The sequence below is a fragment of the Flavimaricola marinus genome, assembly GCF_900184895.1.
Lineage (GTDB): Bacteria > Pseudomonadota > Alphaproteobacteria > Rhodobacterales > Rhodobacteraceae > Flavimaricola > Flavimaricola marinus.
In genome coordinates this window covers 659740-676876 of record NZ_FXZK01000001.1, presented here as the reverse complement: position 1 = coordinate 676876, position 17137 = coordinate 659740, and the positions used below count along the sequence as shown (strand labels likewise).

The 17137-nt window shown below is 64.5% G+C and carries 15 protein-coding genes; 13 read left to right on the top strand and 2 right to left on the bottom strand.

Annotation, left to right across the window (positions count from 1 at the left end):
* Positions 1-8: 8 nt before the first annotated feature.
* Positions 9-3764: a calcium-binding protein gene (locus LOM8899_RS03340; RefSeq protein WP_093990716.1), complete on the bottom strand. Its 3756-nt coding sequence runs from the start codon at positions 3762-3764 to the stop codon at positions 9-11.
* Between the two features lie 387 nt (positions 3765-4151).
* Between LOM8899_RS03340 and LOM8899_RS03335 the strand changes: the two genes are divergently transcribed.
* The 6 genes from LOM8899_RS03335 (at position 4152) to LOM8899_RS03310 (ending at position 10784) form a co-directional block, all read left to right on the top strand.
* On the top strand, positions 4152-4856 hold the full coding sequence (locus tag LOM8899_RS03335; RefSeq protein ID WP_093990715.1) for a hypothetical protein: 705 nt from the start codon (positions 4152-4154) through the stop codon (positions 4854-4856).
* Between the two features lie 22 nt (positions 4857-4878).
* Complete coding sequence (locus LOM8899_RS03330; protein ID WP_093990714.1) at positions 4879-6141, top strand: NAD(P)/FAD-dependent oxidoreductase; 1263 nt, start codon at positions 4879-4881, stop codon at positions 6139-6141.
* Between the two features lie 178 nt (positions 6142-6319).
* Positions 6320-7630 carry an NAD(P)-dependent oxidoreductase gene (locus LOM8899_RS03325; RefSeq protein WP_093991391.1) on the top strand — a complete coding sequence of 437 codons (1311 nt, stop codon included), beginning with the start codon at positions 6320-6322 and terminating at the stop codon, positions 7628-7630.
* A gap of 39 nt (positions 7631-7669) precedes the next feature.
* Positions 7670-8965, top strand: coding sequence for a glycosyltransferase (locus LOM8899_RS03320; protein ID WP_093990713.1), 1296 nt, complete (start codon positions 7670-7672; stop codon positions 8963-8965).
* A 26-nt stretch (positions 8966-8991) separates the two neighbouring features.
* Positions 8992-10296 carry an NAD-dependent dihydropyrimidine dehydrogenase subunit PreA gene (gene preA / locus LOM8899_RS03315; protein WP_093990712.1) on the top strand — a complete coding sequence of 435 codons (1305 nt, stop codon included), beginning with the start codon at positions 8992-8994 and terminating at the stop codon, positions 10294-10296.
* Positions 10297-10400: 104 nt separating this feature from the next.
* The gene (locus LOM8899_RS03310; protein ID WP_093990711.1) at positions 10401-10784 is read left to right on the top strand and encodes a VOC family protein; all 384 of its coding nucleotides are present in this window, start codon (positions 10401-10403) and stop codon (positions 10782-10784) included.
* 68 nt (positions 10785-10852) lie between these two features.
* Here LOM8899_RS03310 and LOM8899_RS03305 read toward each other — a convergent pair whose 3' ends face one another.
* Positions 10853-11455, bottom strand: coding sequence for a TetR family transcriptional regulator C-terminal domain-containing protein (locus tag LOM8899_RS03305; RefSeq protein ID WP_093990710.1), 603 nt, complete (start codon positions 11453-11455; stop codon positions 10853-10855).
* A gap of 116 nt (positions 11456-11571) precedes the next feature.
* Between LOM8899_RS03305 and LOM8899_RS03300 the strand changes: the two genes are divergently transcribed.
* From LOM8899_RS03300 to LOM8899_RS03270, 7 genes are all read left to right on the top strand, one after another.
* Positions 11572-12834, top strand: coding sequence for a Zn-dependent hydrolase (locus tag LOM8899_RS03300; RefSeq protein WP_093990709.1), 1263 nt, complete (start codon positions 11572-11574; stop codon positions 12832-12834).
* A gap of 167 nt (positions 12835-13001) precedes the next feature.
* Entirely contained in the window at positions 13002-13277 is a 276-nt protein-coding gene (locus LOM8899_RS03295; RefSeq protein ID WP_093990708.1) for a hypothetical protein, read from the top strand.
* Between the two features lie 30 nt (positions 13278-13307).
* On the top strand, positions 13308-13955 hold the full coding sequence (locus LOM8899_RS03290) for a hypothetical protein (protein ID WP_133064969.1): 648 nt from the start codon (positions 13308-13310) through the stop codon (positions 13953-13955).
* Between the two features lie 33 nt (positions 13956-13988).
* Complete coding sequence (locus LOM8899_RS03285; RefSeq protein WP_093990706.1) at positions 13989-14660, top strand: hypothetical protein; 672 nt, start codon at positions 13989-13991, stop codon at positions 14658-14660.
* 22 nt (positions 14661-14682) lie between these two features.
* On the top strand, positions 14683-16137 hold the full coding sequence (gene hydA, locus LOM8899_RS03280; RefSeq protein ID WP_093990705.1) for a dihydropyrimidinase: 1455 nt from the start codon (positions 14683-14685) through the stop codon (positions 16135-16137).
* The gene (locus LOM8899_RS03275; RefSeq protein WP_093990704.1) at positions 16137-16316 is read left to right on the top strand and encodes a hypothetical protein; all 180 of its coding nucleotides are present in this window, start codon (positions 16137-16139) and stop codon (positions 16314-16316) included. Before hydA ends, LOM8899_RS03275 begins: the two co-directional genes overlap by 1 nt.
* A 5-nt stretch (positions 16317-16321) precedes the next feature.
* Positions 16322-17101: an ABC transporter ATP-binding protein gene (locus LOM8899_RS03270; RefSeq protein ID WP_093990703.1), complete on the top strand. Its 780-nt coding sequence runs from the start codon at positions 16322-16324 to the stop codon at positions 17099-17101.
* The last annotated feature ends 36 nt before the right edge of the window (positions 17102-17137 follow it).

The following is a 17137-nucleotide window of genomic DNA, read 5'->3' as shown; positions in this document are numbered from 1 at the left end:
TCGGCGCCTCAGAACCCGAGGATGTCCTCGTAATAGGCCGCCGCCCCCAGCGCGGGCTCGGACAGGGTGAACCCGCCCGCCAGATCGAGCAGGGCCTCTGCCTCGGCCGCGCTGACCCCGATCAGAAGGATTTCCCCGACGCTGCCGGTGTAATCGGTCTCGACGATCGGATCGCCGCTGATCGGGTCGATGGTCGTGGCAAGATTGTCGCTGGTGGTCGAGATCACGTTGATCACGGCGCTGTCGATCCCGTCGACCAGCACGGCGCTGACCTCGGCATAGGCGCTGCCTGCGCTGGCCCCGTGGACCGTGATGCTGAGCGTGTCGCCTTCGCTGGCGTCGAAATCATAGATGGTGTCGACCCCGAAGCTGGTCTGGATGACCGCCCCGTCCACCTCGGAGGTGAGCACGTCGAAGACGAAGCTGTCGGCCCCGTCGCCGCCGATCAGGTAATCGTCGAGCGTGCGGAAATCGCGCGTCAGTTCGGCCCCGTCGTCGGCCTCGAAGGTGGAGCCGCCGAATTGCACGTAGTCGGACGTGTAGTTGCCGATGTAGATGTCGCTGGCACTGAGCAGGGTGTCGTCGCCGTCGCCGCCTTCGATCCAGTCCATCGACGGCCCGCCGGCCAGTGTATCGTTGCCCGCGCCGCCGAAGATCAGGTCTTCGTCGCCCACGGGGATGGTGGTGCCGGAGGCATACATCTCCATCACGCCGCCGCCGAGGATGGTATCGTCGCCTTCGCCGCCGAACAGGAAATCGTCCTGCACCGAGCCGTAGATCAGATCGTCGCCGTCGCCGCCTTCGATGAAGTCGCGCCCGAACTGGATCGCGTAGGTGTCGGACCCGAGCAAGATGTCGTCACCGGCCCCGCCCGCGAGGTAGCTGCCCAGATCGGAAGCCTGCATCACGTCGGCCCCGTCCGACCCGAAGAGCGCCGTGGGCACATCGTCGCCATAGGTGTTGATCGCCCCGAGGTTCGACGAATAGTAGCTCGACGCCTGTCCGATCGTCTCGAAGCTGGAGAACATCGGGATCAGCTCTTGTGCCGAGAGGAAGGCCCCGGTCTCGTCGGTGTAGTTGGTCAGCAAGTAGGCGTCGATCATGGCGTCGCCGGTCAGCTCCATCACGTCGTGCCCGTGCACCGGCACGTCGACGACGGAATAGGCCAGATCGGCTTCGCTCAGTTGCACGTCGATCAGGGTGACGGTGCCGAGCAGGTCGTTGTCATGCGCCAGCGGAGTTACCATTCCTCCCATGTCCATGACGTGATCAGAGCCGATGGTGATGACGGTGTCGAGCACCCCGTTGCCGTCCGTGTCGACATACTCGATCCCCTCGATCGCCACCGTGTGCCCGATGAACACGATCTGATCCTCGCCGACGGTGAAGTCGTGGATCACGTCGTTGCCGATCCCGTCCATCCAGTGATCGTGCCGGTCGTCGTTGAGCCCGGTGATCACGGTCCAGTCGATGGGAATGTCGGTGAGCTTGATCTGCTTGGGGTTGCCCGCGCCGTCGAGTTCGCCGTTGATCGTGTAGATATCGTCGAGCACGTCCGCGGTGCCCATGTCGTCGTAGAGCGTATAGAGGTCCATGACGCCGGCGAGCAGCACCTCGGGATCGGCCACGGCCCCCACGGTGAATTCGAACACGAAGAGATCCGAGCCCGATCCGCCGAACAGCGCATCGTTGCTCGCCGCCCCTGAGATGTCGATGCTGCTGGGATCGTCGGTGACCACGACGGGATCGACCCCGTCGACCCGGACGTCCGGCTCGCCCGAATCGCTGCGGCTGATGATCACGTCGTTGCCCGCCCCGCCGAACAGCACGTCGAGCGCCAGCCCGCCTTCGAGCGTGTCGTCGCCGTCGCCGCCGAAGAGCAGGTCGTTCATCTGGTCGCCGGTCAGCAGATCGTTGCCCGCCCCGCCGACCACCATGTCGGAATAGGTCCCGCCATAGAGCGTGTCGTTCCCTGCGCCGCCGTTGAGATAGTCGGCTCCGCCGCCGCCGTGGGCGTAGTCGTCGCCGCCGTTGCCGAAGAAGATGTCTCCGCCCGAATTGAGATTCGAGATGATCTGGGCGCTGTCGTCTCCGACCACGTATTCGATGGCGTTGGTCAGGCTGGCCGAGGTCCAGACGTCGCCGTCGACCATGTTGTGCACCATCCCGTTCGGAACGTGATAGCTGTGCGCAAAGGCATAGTCGCTGCCGTCGGGGTTTTGCACCTGACCGAGCGCGATCGGCGTCAGCCCGTTGTGCCCATCGAATGCGTCCAGAGCGCCGAGATCGACATGGCTGGTATCGCTGGCCGAGACATCGGTCGTGGCCAACATGGTGATTGTTTCCCCGGTGAGTACAATCCCGTCCGCAAATTCGAACCGTTCGATCGCCTGATAGTCCCGGATCGTGATCCGCACCTCGTCTCCGCCCGCGTTGATCAGGGTCAGCCGCAGGTCTCCGTTCGAGGCGATGCTGGCGCCGGTGATGTCGTCGAAGTCGATCCCGGAAAAGATCACCACGTCGGCGTTGCCCGAGCTTGCGGTTTCCCCGAGGATCATCACCCGCCCGGTGTCGCGGCTGATGATGTAGGTATCGTTGCCGTTCCCGCCGCGCAGGTATTCGTCGATGTTGGTATACTCGTTGGCGCTGGTGTGCAGGGTGTCGTCCCCTTCGCCGCCAAAGAGGAAATCGCGCCCGTCGCCACCGCTCAGCACGTCGTCGCCGTCATTGCCGTAGATCCGGTCGGATCCCGCCATACCGGTGAGCGTGTCGTTCCGGTCGAGCCCCTGGATCGTGTCGTTTCCGTCCGTGGCGATCAGCCCCAGCATCTGTGCCGCGTCGATCACCGTCCCATCGGCAAAGACATAGCTTTCGATCGCGTCATAGGCGGCGATCTCGACGCTATTGCTCTGCCCGTCCGGCCCGGTGACGACGAGCAGCAGATGCCCGTCGGCGGTCAGCGTCGGCTGCGCCAGAGTGCCGTAGCCGGAGGCAAAGATGACGGTGTCGGCGCTGCCGGATGTGCCTGTTTCGCCGAGGATCAGGGCGTGGCCGCCGGTTTGGGAGGCGACGTAGCTGTCGCTGCCATCACCGCCGCTGAGCACGTTGTCGCCCGCCGCGCCGGACAGGGTATCGCCTCCGTCGCCGCCGAAAATCTGGTCGTCCCCGTCGCCGCCGATCAGGCTGTCTGCGCCGATGCCGCCGATCAGGCTGTCTGCCCCCGCCCCGCCATAGAGCACCGATCCCGTGTCGAGCGCGGTGAGCGTGTCGTCGCCTGTGCTGCCTGCGGACAAGGCCAGATCGCCGGCGGTGAGGATCGCCCCGTCGGCAAAGACGAAGCTCTCGATATTGCCGAAGCCCTGGATCGTGACGACGCTGTTCTGCCCGTAGGCGTTGACGAATTCAAAGACGATGGTCGTGCCGTTGATGGTGACCGCGTCGAAGTCGCCGAGGCTCATATCCCCGAACACCACGCTGTCGGCGCTGCCCGAGTTGCTCCCCTCGGTCATCACGGTGGCCTTGTAGGTGCCGCTGCTGAACAGGTAGGTGTCGTCGCCGCCCCGCCCGAGCAGCATCTCCGTGCCGTTGGACTGGGTGTTCGACCCGGCATCGAGGATATCGTTGCCGTCGCCGCCGTCGAGCCGGTCGGCGCCATTGCCGCCGATCAGGGTATCGTTGCCCGCAAGCCCGAGCAGGGTGTTGGCCCCGTCGTCGCCTGTCAGGCTGTCGTCAAGTTCGGTCCCTGATTGCGTTGCGTCCGACATACCACACTCCTCGTTACACGCGATCTGTGTGCCGTCCCGGTCTTGCGGAGCCCTCAATACGCGGGCACGCGACGCCGGTTTTCAAAGGTTTTCAAAGAATTGAGCGGGCAGCACAGTAACGCATCCTTGATGGCTTATTGCCCGCCCCGGCCAAACTGAAAAGTGTCTAAATTGTGGAAACAATACGTTTCAACTGTGCAACCAGCGCCTGTTTGCCTGTGCCCCATTCCCCCGCGCCCCATGTTTCCTTGGCCTCGCGATGGCTGTCGACCTGCCGTGCCATTGCTGTTCGTCGCGGGGCATAGCCCGAAAAGACAGGAAAACCATAGGTGACAGAACGCCCATAATTTATACAATTGCCCTCACATTGGGGAGGAATTGAGAACAATGCGTTTGCCTGTGCTGTCTGCTGTGTTGGCGTGCTGCGGTGCGTCGCTGGCAATGTCCCAGTCGCTTGATCTGACGCTCACCGATCCGGACCAGATTGCCGCCGAATGCGGCGGCACGGCGGCGGCGGGCGAAGTGCTGTTTACCAGTTGCAGCGCCTGCCACGCCCTGCAACCCGAGGATGCCAGACCGACGCAGGCCGGCCCGCATCTGGGCGCGTTGTTCGGCCGTGAGGTCGCGGCGGTGGACGGCTATGCCTATTCCCCCGGTCTGCGCCAGTTGCAGGCCGAGGGCGCGATCTGGGAGCGCGAGGCGTTGCATGCCTATCTGCAGGGCGATCTGCTCCCTGACACCCATCCTGTTGTGGCCGGTGAGCAGGATCGCCGCGATATCCTGACCTTTGTCCGCGTTGCCACATTGCCGCCACCCCCGGCACGCGGCGAGCTTGTCGTCCCGCCCGAGGTCTTGGCCATCGAGGGCGATCCCGCCTACGGCGAATACCTCGCCTCGGAATGCGCCGGTTGCCACCGGAGCGGATCGGGCAACGTGCCGGCCATCGACCTGCTCGACGGCGAGTATTTCATCACCGCCATGCACGAATATCGCGCCCGTGCCCGCACCAACGAGACCATGCGCCTGATCGCCGCCCGTCTGACCGACGAGGAGATCGCCGCATTGGCCGCCTATTACCTGAGCATCGAGTAAGTTTCTTTTGGAGGAGAAAGTCATGTCATTTGATAGAAGGCAATTCATCGGGGCCACGGCCGCCCTGAGTGCGACGCTTGCGGCTCCGATGGTCCGCGCGCAGGCCCGTCCGCGCGTGGTCGTCGTTGGCGGCGGGGCAGGGGGCGCGACCGCCGCCCGCTATATCGCCAAGGACAGCGACGGTGCGATCGACGTCACGCTGATCGAGCCGAGCCGTGCCTACTACACCTGCTTTTTCTCCAACCTCTATCTGGGCGGCTTCCGCGAGATCGATTCGCTGGCCCACAGCTATGGCACGCTGGCCGCCGACTATGGCATCAACGTCGTGCACGACTGGGCTGTCGGGGTGGACCGCGATGCCAAGACCGTCGCGCTCGCAGGGGGCGCGAGCCTGCCCTATGATCGTCTGATCCTGTCGCCCGGCATCGATTTCGTCGACGGCTCGGTGGCCGGCTGGGATCTGTCGGCGCAGAACGCCATGCCCCATGCCTACAAGGGCGGTTCGCAGACCGAGCTTCTCAAGGCGCAGGTCATGGCGATGCCCGAAGGCGGCACCTTTGCGATGGTCGCCCCGCCCAACCCCTATCGCTGCCCGCCCGGCCCCTATGAGCGGGTCTCGATGGTCGCGCATCTGCTCAAGGAGGTGAACCCGACCGCCAAGATCCTGATCGCCGATCCAAAGGAGGCCTTTTCCAAGCAGGGTCTCTTTGAGGAGGGCTGGGCCACCCACTATCCCGGCATGATCGAGCGGGTCGGCCCCGAGATGGGCGGGGCGGATATCAGCGTCGACCCGCAAGCAATGACCCTGACGATCGACGGCGAGGCCACTCCGGTGGATGTCTGCAACGTCATCCCCGCGATGAAGGCCGGCCGGATTGCCGAGATCGCCGGTGTGACCGATGGCAACTGGGCGCCGGTGAACGCCGCGGATCTCTCGTCGAAGATCGACCCGTCGATCCATGTGCTCGGCGATTCCGCCGCGCAGGGCGACATGCCCAAATCCGGCTTCAGCGCCAACAGTCAGGCCAAGGTCTGCGCCAATGCCGTGCGCGGGGCGCTGACCGGATCGACGGTGTTCCCGGCCCGGTTCTCGAACACCTGCTGGTCGCTGATCGACACCGATGACGGGGTCAAGGTCGGCGCCACCTACGAGGCCACCGAGGAGAAGATCGCCCGCGTCGACGGCTTTATCAGCCAGACCGGCGAAAGCGCCGAACTGCGCGCCGCGACCTATCAGGAATCTATCGGCTGGTACGACGGCATCACCGCCGACATGTTCGGCTGATCGCGCCTCGAGCCGGTATGGGGCCCCGATCTCGATCGGGGCCCCATTGCGGTTTGCCTGTGGCGGCAGGCGTTTCCTCCGGTTTCGCCCCAAATTCTCAAACAGCCTAAAATTTACCATTTGATAAAATTTCTGACTGTGGCAGGCTGTGTCCAAACCGAACCGAAGGACAGCCGCCATGCCCAGCCCAATGACCCCCGGCATTTCGTCGGGCAGATTGACCGCCGAACAGATCGCCAAGAACTTTGCCGATCTTCACAGTGCCTTTGATCCGCACGAGGCTGCCGTTGCGGCGGATCGCTGCTATTTCTGCTATGACGCCCCGTGCATCACGGCCTGTCCGACCTCGATCGACATCCCGTTGTTCATTCGCCAGATCCAGACCGGCACCCCGGAGGCTGCGGCCCGCACGATCTTTGAGCAGAACATTCTGGGCGGCATGTGCGCCCGCGTCTGCCCGACCGAGACCCTCTGCGAGGAAGCCTGTGTTCGCGAGGCCGCCGAGGGCAAGCCTGTCGAGATCGGCCGGTTGCAGCGCCACGCCACCGATACGCTGATGGCCCAGCAGGGCCACCCCTTCACCCGCGCCGCCGAAACCGGCAAGCGCATTGCCGTCGTCGGCGCCGGCCCCGCCGGTCTGGCCTGTGCCCACCGCCTTGCAATGAAGGGCCATGACGTGACCCTGTATGAAGCCCGTCCCAAGCCCGGCGGCCTGAACGAATTCGGCATTGCCGCCTACAAGACGACAGACGACTTTGCCGCCCGCGAGGTGCAATGGCTGATGGGGATCGGCGGCATCACCCAGGCCAGCGGCACTCTGGGCGAGGATCTGAGCCTCGACGGGCTGAAGGCCGAGTTCGATGCGGTCTTTCTGGGTGTCGGCCTTGGCGGCGTGAACATGCTTCGCGCCCACGGCGAGGATCGCGAAGGCGTCCGCGACGCCGTCGATTTCATCGCCGATCTGCGCCAGGCGAGCGATCTTCTGGATCTGCCCGTGGGCCGCAATGTGGTGGTGATCGGCGGCGGGATGACCGCTGTCGACGCGGCTGTGCAGTCCAAGCTGCTCGGCGCAGAGACCGTGACCATCGCCTATCGCCGCGGCCGCGAGCAGATGAGCGCGAGCCGGTTCGAGCAGGACCTTGCCGCCTCCTACGGTGTCCGCCTGCTGTTCAACGTGATGCCTGTGGCTGTCCATGAGGATGGCATCGAGCTGGAGTATACCACGACCACGGACGGCAAGTTGGTCGGCACCGGCGAGCGCCTCAGTCTTGCCGCCGATCAGGTGTTCAAGGCGATTGGCCAGACCCTTTCCCTCGATGTCGGTCTGGCGATGGAGGCCGGCAAGATCGCCGTGTCCGGTGCCGGCCGCACCAGCATGGAGGGCGTCTGGGCCGGCGGCGATTGCGCCACCGGGGGCGACGATCTGACCGTGACCGCAGTGGCCGAGGGCCGCGACGCCGCGGAAGATATTCACGCCAGTTTGGTGTAGGGTGGCTCTGCCCCGCCCGCCATTCAGGATCGCCTGCCGATGACAGCCAGCACCTCTTCAGCCCGCACCTCGCCTGCCTTGCCCGCCTCGGCGGAAGAGCCGGACAGCCTGCTGATCACGCTGGGGGCGCCGTTCTATCGCTGGCAGGGCAAGCTCTATATCGAGGATCAGTCGATCAGTGGCCTGAAGACCTGGGCGGAGAATTTCACCCGCGTCAAAGCCTGTTCGATCTGTCATGCCGCCGCCCCGCCGCCCGGCTGGTCCGAGGCAGAGGCGGGCGGCATTACCGCCCCGACTTTCGAATTGGTCGATCTGCCCAACGGCTATCACCTGCCGACGTTTCTGCGCAGCCGCGCCGCCGTGGCCGACCGGCTGGCCGAGGTGATGGCTCGCTGCACCTATCGCTCCTTTGCCATTGGCGGCTGGATCGGTGATTGGGGCATTACGGGTGCCGGCGTCGCCCGCAAGCGCGGTCTGAGCCATGCCGTCTGGTTCGACCGTGTCGAGAGCCAGATCATGGCGACTCGCGCCGAGGGCAGTCTGCCCCGCAAGCTCTGGGGCCGCGTGAAGGCGGCGATCACCGCTCATAACGAACGCCGCGCGCTGCGCGGTGCCGATCTGGCGCTGCTGCATGGTCGAACCGTTTTTGACCGTCTGTCCCCCTTCAGCCGTGATCCGCATATCGTCGAGGATATCGACCTCGAGGACGTGGACCGCATTTCGCCGACTGCGCTGGCCGAAAAGCGCGAGGGGGCCGCCACCGGACCGCTGCGCCTGATCTATGTCGGCCGCGCCGACGAGATGAAGGGGCCGCTGCACTGGGTCGCCGTTCTGGGCGCGCTGTACGCCAAGGGCATTCCCTTCGAGGCGGACTGGGTCGGTGACGGCGTTCTGCTCGATCAGATGCGCGCCGAGGCGGATCGGTTGGGCATTGCCGAGTGCATCACCTTCCACGGCTTTGTCAGCGACCGCCCGCGCGTGCTCGACCTGATGCGCCGGGCGCAGATCATGCTGTTTTGCCATATGACCGACGAATCCCCGCGCAATCTGGTCGAGGCGCTTCATGCCGCGACGCCGCTGTTGGGCTTTGCCGATCCCTATGCCTCGTCCTTGGTGGCCGAGCAGGGCGCGGGCCGCCTCGTGCCCCGCGGCGACAGTGTCGCCTTGGCCGAAGCCGTCGCGACCCTCGATGCCGACCGCGCGACGCTGGCCGATATGATCGCCCGCGCCGGTCGCTCGGCCCGGCATCTGACCCGAACCCAAGTCTACCGCGCCCGCCGCGAGATCATTCACAAGAGCCTTGGACCGCCCAAGGCCCCCATTGCCGCAGCATAGCGGCGGAAAACCTGCAGGAGAGCTCCATGGCCGATCTCAGAACCGACTTCTTGGGCATCAAGAGCCCCAATCCGTTTTGGCTGGCCTCGGCCCCGCCGACGGACAAGGAATACAACGTCCGCCGCGCGTTTGAGGCGGGCTGGGGCGGTGTCGTCTGGAAGACCCTGGGCGAAGCGGGCCCGCCTGTCGTCAACGTCAACGGCCCCCGTTACGGCGTGGTTTACGGTGCCGACCGCCGGGTTCTGGGCATCAACAATATCGAGCTGATCACCGACCGCCCGCTGGAGGTGAACCTGCGCGAGATCAAGGCCGTCAAGCGCGACTATCCCGACCGCGCCATGATCGTCAGCCTGATGGTCCCTTGCGAGGAAAGCGCGTGGAAGGCGATCCTGCCGCTTGTCGAGGAAACCGGCGCCGACGGGATCGAGCTGAACTGTGGCTGCCCGCACGGCATGTCCGAGCGCGGCATGGGGGCCGCCGTGGGGCAGGCCCCCGATCTGATCGAGCAGATCACCCGCTGGTGCAAGCAGACCACCCGGATGCCCGTCATCGTCAAGCTGACGCCCAACATCACCGACATTCGCGGCCCCGCCCGCGCCGCCAAGGCCGGTGGCGCAGACGCCGTCAGCCTGATCAACACGGTGTCCTCGATCACCAGCGTGAACCTCGACACCTTCAGCCCCGAGCCGTCGATCGACGGCAAGGGCAGCCACGGCGGCTATTGCGGTGCGGCGGTCAAGCCGATCGCGCTCAACATGGTGGCCGAGATCGCCCGCGACCCCGAAACCCACGGTCTGCCGATCAGCGGTATCGGTGGCGTGACCACATGGCGCGATGCGGCCGAGTTCATGACCCTGGGTGCCGGCAACGTGCAGGTGTGCACCGCCGCAATGACCTATGGTTTCAAGATCGTCGAAGAGATGAAATCGGGCATGTCGCAGTGGATGGACGAGAAGGGCCATTCCAGCACCTCCGACTTCATCGGCAAGGCCGTCCCGAACGTGACCGACTGGCAGTATCTGAACCTCAACTACGTGGCCAAGGCCAAGATCGACCAAGACGCCTGCATCAAGTGCGGCCGCTGCTATGCCGCCTGCGAGGACACCAGCCATCAGGCGATCAGCATGAGTCCGGACCGCGTCTTTGAGGTGATGGACGACGAATGCGTCGCCTGCAATCTGTGCGTCGATGTCTGCCCTGTCGAGGATTGCATCACCATGGAGCGGATGCCCGCGGGCGCCGTCGATCCCCGCACCGGCAAGGTCGTCAGCGACGAGTATGCCAACTGGACCAGCCACCCCAACAACCCGGCCGCGCAAGCCGCCGAGTGACGCGGCGCCATTGACGCCGCCTGAAACCGCCACCACAGTTGGTGCCGGCACCGAGCCCGCCGCAGCCTGACCGCTGCGCGGGCTCTTCGCGAGGGGGCATCCGCATGATCGAACGACTGGACCACATCAACATCCGCACCACCCGTCTTGACGAGATGATCGCGTGGTATGGCAAGTTTCTGGGCATGACCACCGGCCCGCGCCCGGCATTTTCGTTTCCGGGGGCATGGCTTTATGCCAATGGGTTCGCCCTTGTGCATCTGGTGGGCGTCGACCGCGAGCCGGGGTCCGACCCCAAGGACCTCAAGCTCGAGCACGGCGCCTTTCGCGCCACCGGCTATCAGGAGATGATCGCCAAGCTCGACGCCGAGGGCGAACGCTATGAGATCGCCGTGTTGCCGGATTTCCCGGTGGTTCAGATCAACGTCTGGGACCCGGACGGGAACCATCTGCACATTGACTATCACTCTGACGAGATGACCGCCTGACCCCGCACGGCCTTGGCCTGCTTTGAGGGGCTGCCGCCCGATCGGGCGGCGTTCGATATGGGCCGCCGTTACGGCGTCAGGATCCGCCGGAACACCTGCTCCAGATGTGCCTCGGCCCCCGGAAAGGGGTCGGCCTTGCCCAGAACCGCCCGCACCTGCACGTCGAAATCGGCGTAGTGCTGCGTCAGTGACCAGATCGAGAAGATCAGGTGGTGCGGATCGACTGGCGCGATCTGTCCGTCATCTGCCCAAATCTTGATCACGGCCGCCTTTTCATCGACCAAAGCCTTGAGATCGCTCGACAGTATTTTGCCGATCTGCGGCGCGCCTTGCAGGATTTCGTTGGCGAAAAGCCGGCTTTCCAGCGGGAAATCCCGGCTCAGAGACAGCTTTCGTTCGACATAGGCCAAGAGCTCTTCCAGTGCCGGCCCGGATGGATCGAGCGCCCGCAGCGGATCGAGCCAAGTATCCAGCAATCCTTCGAGAAGTTCCGTATAAATCGCCTCTTTGGACGGGAAATAGTAGAGCAGATTGGGCTTGCTCAGCCCTGCTTGCCGGGCGATTTCGTCCAGCGTGGCCCCCCGGAATCCCTGCCCTGAGAACACGGTCAAGCCAGCGGCGAGGATGGTTTCGCGATTGCGGGTCTGGATGCGCGTGCGGGTCGGGGCCAATTCATGTCCTTTCGCGGTCTGCCGGTCTTGACTGCCCGGTCGCCTCTGTTAGCGTTGGTTTGACCAGTTGGTCAAATCGTATCGCCCAAGTCAACGTTGCCAGACCGGAGAATGCCATGTCCTCTTCCGCTGCCGCTCCTGGAGCCAATCTCAAGATCGACGGTTCCCGACTTTGGGACAGCCTGATGGAAATGGCGAAGATCGGCCCCGGCGTGGCCGGTGGCAACAATCGCCAGACCGTCACCGACGCCGATAGCGAGGGCCGCCACCTGTTCCAGAAATGGTGCGAGGCGGCCGGCTGCACGATGGGTCTCGACCAGATGGGCACGATGTTCGCCCGCCGCGAAGGCACCGACCCCGATGCTCTGCCGGTCTATGTGGGATCGCATCTCGATACCCAGCCCACGGGGGGCAAGTATGATGGCGTCTTGGGCGTGCTGGCCGGATTGGAGATCCTGCGCAGCCTCAACGACCTGAATATCAAGACCAAACGCCCCATCGTGGTGACCAACTGGACCAACGAGGAGGGCACCCGCTTTGCCCCCGCCATGCTCGCCTCCGGCGTTTTTGCCGGGATGCACGAGCAGGATTGGGCCTACGCCCGCACCGATGCCGAGGGCAAGACCTTTGGTGCGGAGCTGGAGCGCATCGGCTGGAAGGGCGACGAGCCCGTCGGCGCCCGCAAGATGCACGCCTTCCTCGAATTGCACATCGAACAGGGTCCGATCCTCGAAGCCGAGGGCAAGGACATCGGCGTCGTCACCCACGGTCAGGGGCTGTGGTGGCTCGAGGTCACGCTGACCGGCAAGGACGCTCATACCGGCTCGACCCCGATGAACATGCGCGTCAATGCGGGCCTTGGCATGGCCCGCATCATGGAGGCCGTCCACACCATCGCGATGGATCATCAGCCCGCCGCGGTGGGCGCTGTCGGACAGGCCAACGTCTATCCCAACAGCCGCAACGTGATCCCGGGCAAGGCGGTGTTCACGATTGATTTCCGCTCTCCCGATCTGGCCAAGCTGACCTCGATGCGCGAGCGTCTGGAGGCCGAGGCCGCCGAAATCGCCGAAGGGCTTGGCCTTGGCATCAGTATCGAGCCTGTCGGCCATTTCGATCCTGTGACCTTCGATCCCGATCTGGTCACCACCGTTCGCGCCGCCGCCGAGCGGCTGGGCTATAGCCATATGGATATCGTCAGCGGCGCCGGTCACGACGCCTGCTGGATCAACCGGGTCGCACCGACCGTGATGGTGATGTGCCCCTGTGTCGATGGCCTGAGCCACAACGAAGCCGAGGAGATCACCCCGGAATGGGCCGCGAAGGGTGCGGATGTCCTGTTTCACGCTGTGGTTGAAACGGCGGGCATCGACGGGTGAGGGGCGCGCGCCTCTCCGTCGCCCGTTCGTGGACATTCATGCATTTTTGCACTGAATCGGGCGCGATCTGGCATCAATGCCTTGACCTGACCTCTGGCCGGGCGGCAAGTGGGTCTGGGGGCGGTGCACCTGCTTGCGGCCCCTTAATAACCTGTCAGGAGACGTGAATGCCCCGCCTGTTGCCTCTGCTTTTGTTGCCCATCCTCGCCGCCTGCGATCCAGCCACGATGGCCTCGATCCCCGGTTTCGAACCGCCGCCGCCACCGCCGCCGCCGACCCTGCCCGCCGCAGTTGCCGCCGTCTTGCCCCCCGGCACGCCGGTCAACACCGTGTTTCAGGACGGCAACGGCTGCTACCTGTTTTCGATCGAGCTGACCGACCCGCCCTCCGGTTTCCCGGTGCGCGACGATGCCGGCAACCAAATCTGTGAGGCGCAGGCCTAACCCGCTGCACCCGAATAGGACACCATGCCTTTGACAGCCTTTCCATTCCTGACAGCGACAGCCGTGTGTGGGCTGCTGCTGTCAGGCGCGGTTCAGGCGCAAAGCGGGTTGTCCCGGTGTGGTGGCGCCGCCGGTCCCGCCTTGCCCGACGACTGTATGCTCGAAGCGCCGCCGTTGATGCTTGGCTTTGACTATACCCCCACCACGGCCGACCTGCGTCGCGGCAATCTGTCGATCACCCAATCCACCCCCGAAGGCGGCACACGCGATGTGACCGGCCCCTTCGAGGTGGCCGGTGGCCTGCAACCCCCGGTCTTGCGCGATATCGACAATGACGGGCTGGCCGAACTGCTGATTCAGTCGCGCCCCGCCGCCTACGATGTCTGGGTGCTGAACGCCGACGGGTTCTACCGGATTGCCGGCCGCGTGCGCGCCCAGTCCCTTGCCCAGATCAGCCAGCGCGGCGCCCTGATCGTGGGAGAGGTCCGGGACGGAGCCGGCCAGATCACCGAGACCGCTTATCTTCTCGACGGAGCCGAGGTCGTCACCGTATTTCGGATGCGCATCGACCCGGACAGCCGCAGCTGCAGCCTGATCGATGGTGCCGCCGAGGCGCAGGATTGGCTGAACGCCGATGTGTTGCTTGCGGAATGCGAGGCGCGTGACTGGAATGACTGACATGCCGAGCCTCACTAGGAACGGAAACGCCTGATGACTGCGCAAGGCTTCAAGGTGACGGCGCTGCTGTCGGTTCTTTCCTTTGTCGCCGTTGCGGCATCCGCCGCGGCGGAGACACCCCATATCGAGGGCGAGCCGTGGTGCGATACCCTCGCGCCCGGCGCGGCGGCGGCCGTCGACTGCGCCCTGACCGTGGGCGATGTGTTGCTCGGCTTCGACTACGAGGGCGATGCCTTGAGCGCCGAGTTGACGCTGACCCAGACCACCCTCGACGGCGATCTGCTGCACACCTCCGAGCCGATCCGGGTCGACGGCTTGCTCATCCCGCCGGCGTTGCGTGACATCAATTCCGACGGCGCGCCGGAGCTGTTCATTCCGACCATGTCCGGCAATGTGAATTCGGAATTCCTTGTCTGGCAGTCAGATCCGGGCGGCGTCTATCATCCCAGCGGCACGATCTCTGGCTTTGGCGTCGATGCCTTTGACGTCGAGGGCGATCTGGTTCGCACCCTGACCCGCGAGAACGCCGCGACCTTTACCGAAGCGAGCTATATCCTCGAGGCCGATGGCTTCGTCGAGGTCTATACACTCAGCATCGACTATGCCGACCAGACCTGCAGCTTCATCGACCAAGGCGGTGTCGCCGATGCTGGTCTGGATCCGGCCGCCATCCTGCAAACCTGCCAAGACCGCGAATGGGACTAATTCGAAAACGGGGGATACCCAAATGAGCACTGTCATCAAAAACGGCACTATTGTCACCGCAGACCTGACCTACAAGGCAGACGTCTTGATCGAAGGTGGCAAGATCACCCAGATCGGCCAAGACCTCTCGGGGGCGGAGGTTCTCGACGCGACCGGCTGCTTTGTGATGCCCGGCGGGATTGACCCTCACACCCACCTTGAGATGCCGTTCATGGGAACCTATTCCACCGACGATTTCGAGAGCGGCACCCGCGCGGCCCTGTCGGGCGGCACCACGATGGTCGTCGATTTCGCGCTCCCCTCACCGGGGCAAGGCCTCTTGGATGCCCTGAAGATGTGGGACAACAAGGCCGGCCGCGCCAACTGCGATTACAGCTATCACATGGCCGTCACGTGGTGGGGCGAGCAGGTGTTCGACGAGATGAAGACCGTGGTGCAGGATCGCGGCATAAACACCTTCAAGCATTTCATGGCCTACAAGGGCGCCTTGATGGTGCAGGACGACGAGATGTTCGCGTCCTTCCAGCGCCTTGCCGAGCTGGGTGCCATCGCGATGGTCCATGCCGAGAACGGCGATGTGGTGGCCGATCTGTCTGCCCGCCTGCTCGCCGAGGGCAACACCGGCCCCGAGGCCCATGCCTATTCCCGCCCGCCGCAGGTCGAGGGCGAGGCCACCAACCGCGCCATCATGATCGCCGATATGGCGGGCGTGCCCCTCTACGTCGTTCACACCTCTTGCGAGGAGAGCCACGAGGCCATCCGCCGCGCCCGCCAGCAGGGCAAGCGCGTGTGGGGCGAGCCGCTGATCCAGCATCTGACCTTGGACGAATCCGAGTATTTCAACCAGGATTGGGACCATGCCGCCCGCCGCGTCATGTCTCCTCCGTTCCGCAACAAGCAGCATCAGGACAGCCTCTGGGCCGGTCTGATGTCGGGTTCGCTGTCGGTCGTGGCCACCGATCACTGCGCCTTTACCACCGAGCAGAAACGCTACGGCGTGGGTGATTTCACCAAGATCCCCAACGGCACCGGCGGCCTGGAGGATCGGATGCCGATGCTCTGGACCTACGGTGTGGGCACCGGCCGGCTGACGCCGAACGAGTTCGTCGCCGTGACCTCGACCAACATCGCCAAGATCCTCAACTGCTATCCCAAGAAGGGCGCCGTTCTGGTCGGAGCCGATGCCGATCTGGTGGTCTGGGACCCGGAGAAGACCAAGACGATCACCGCCGGCACGCAGCAATCGGCCATCGATTACAACGTGTTCGAGGGCAAGGAGGTCAAGGGCCTGCCCCGCTTTACCCTGACCCGCGGCTATGTCGCCGTGCACGACGGTGAGGTCCGCACCAAGGAGGGCCACGGCGAGTTCGTCGCCCGTGAGGCCAATACTTCGGTGAACAAGGCCCTGAGTTCGTGGAAGGAACTGACCAACCCCCGCCCGGTAGAGCGGTCGGGTATTCCGGCGAGTGGGGTTTGATGCGGATGCAATGCGAGTGCGGCTGCGGCGACGACACCAAGGGCGGTGATTTCTTGCCCGGCCATGATCAACGCCTGCGGGCCGAGATCGAGCGTCGCGTCGGCGGCTTGCTGAAGCTGCGCAGGCTGGTGGAATTGCAGATCGGCGCGCCGATTATGTGTGAAAGATCAGGTGAATAGACCATATGACTGACGCCGTCATCTCTGCCCAGCATCTCGACCTCACCTTCCAGACGGGCGATGGCCCGGTTCATGCCCTGCGCGATGTGAACCTGACCATCGACAAGGGTGATTTCGTCTCGTTCATTGGCCCCTCGGGCTGTGGCAAGACCACGTTTCTGCGCTGCATCGCGGGGCTGGAGACGCCGACGGGCGGTGATCTGACCGTCAATGGCATGACCCCCGACGAGGCCCGCAAGGCCCGGGCTTATGGCTATGTGTTTCAGGCGGCGGGTCTGTATCCTTGGCGGACGATTGGCGGCAACATCCGCCTTCCCCTTGAAATCATGGGGTTTTCCAAGGCCGATCAGGCCGAGCGCGTCAAGCGTGTGCTTGAACTGGTCGATCTGGCGGGGTTCGAGAAGAAATACCCATGGCAGCTCTCTGGCGGGATGCAGCAACGCGCGAGCATCGCCCGTGCGCTGGCGTTCGATGCCGATATTCTGCTGATGGACGAACCGTTCGGGGCGCTCGACGAGATCGTCCGTGATCACCTGAACGAGGAGCTTCTCAAGCTCTGGGCCCGCACCGAAAAGACCATCGGCTTCGTGACCCATTCGATCCCCGAAGCAGTCTATCTGAGCACCAAGATCGTCGTCATGTCGCCCCGTCCGGGCCGCATCACCGATGTGATCGACAGCCCGCTGCCGCGCGAGCGTCCGCTGGATATTCGCGACACGCCCGAGTTTATCGCCATTGCGCACCGCGTCCGCGAGGGCCTGCGTGCCGGTCATCAGGAGGACTGAGATGGGGTTGGGACAACGCGTCGGTCTGCCGTCGGT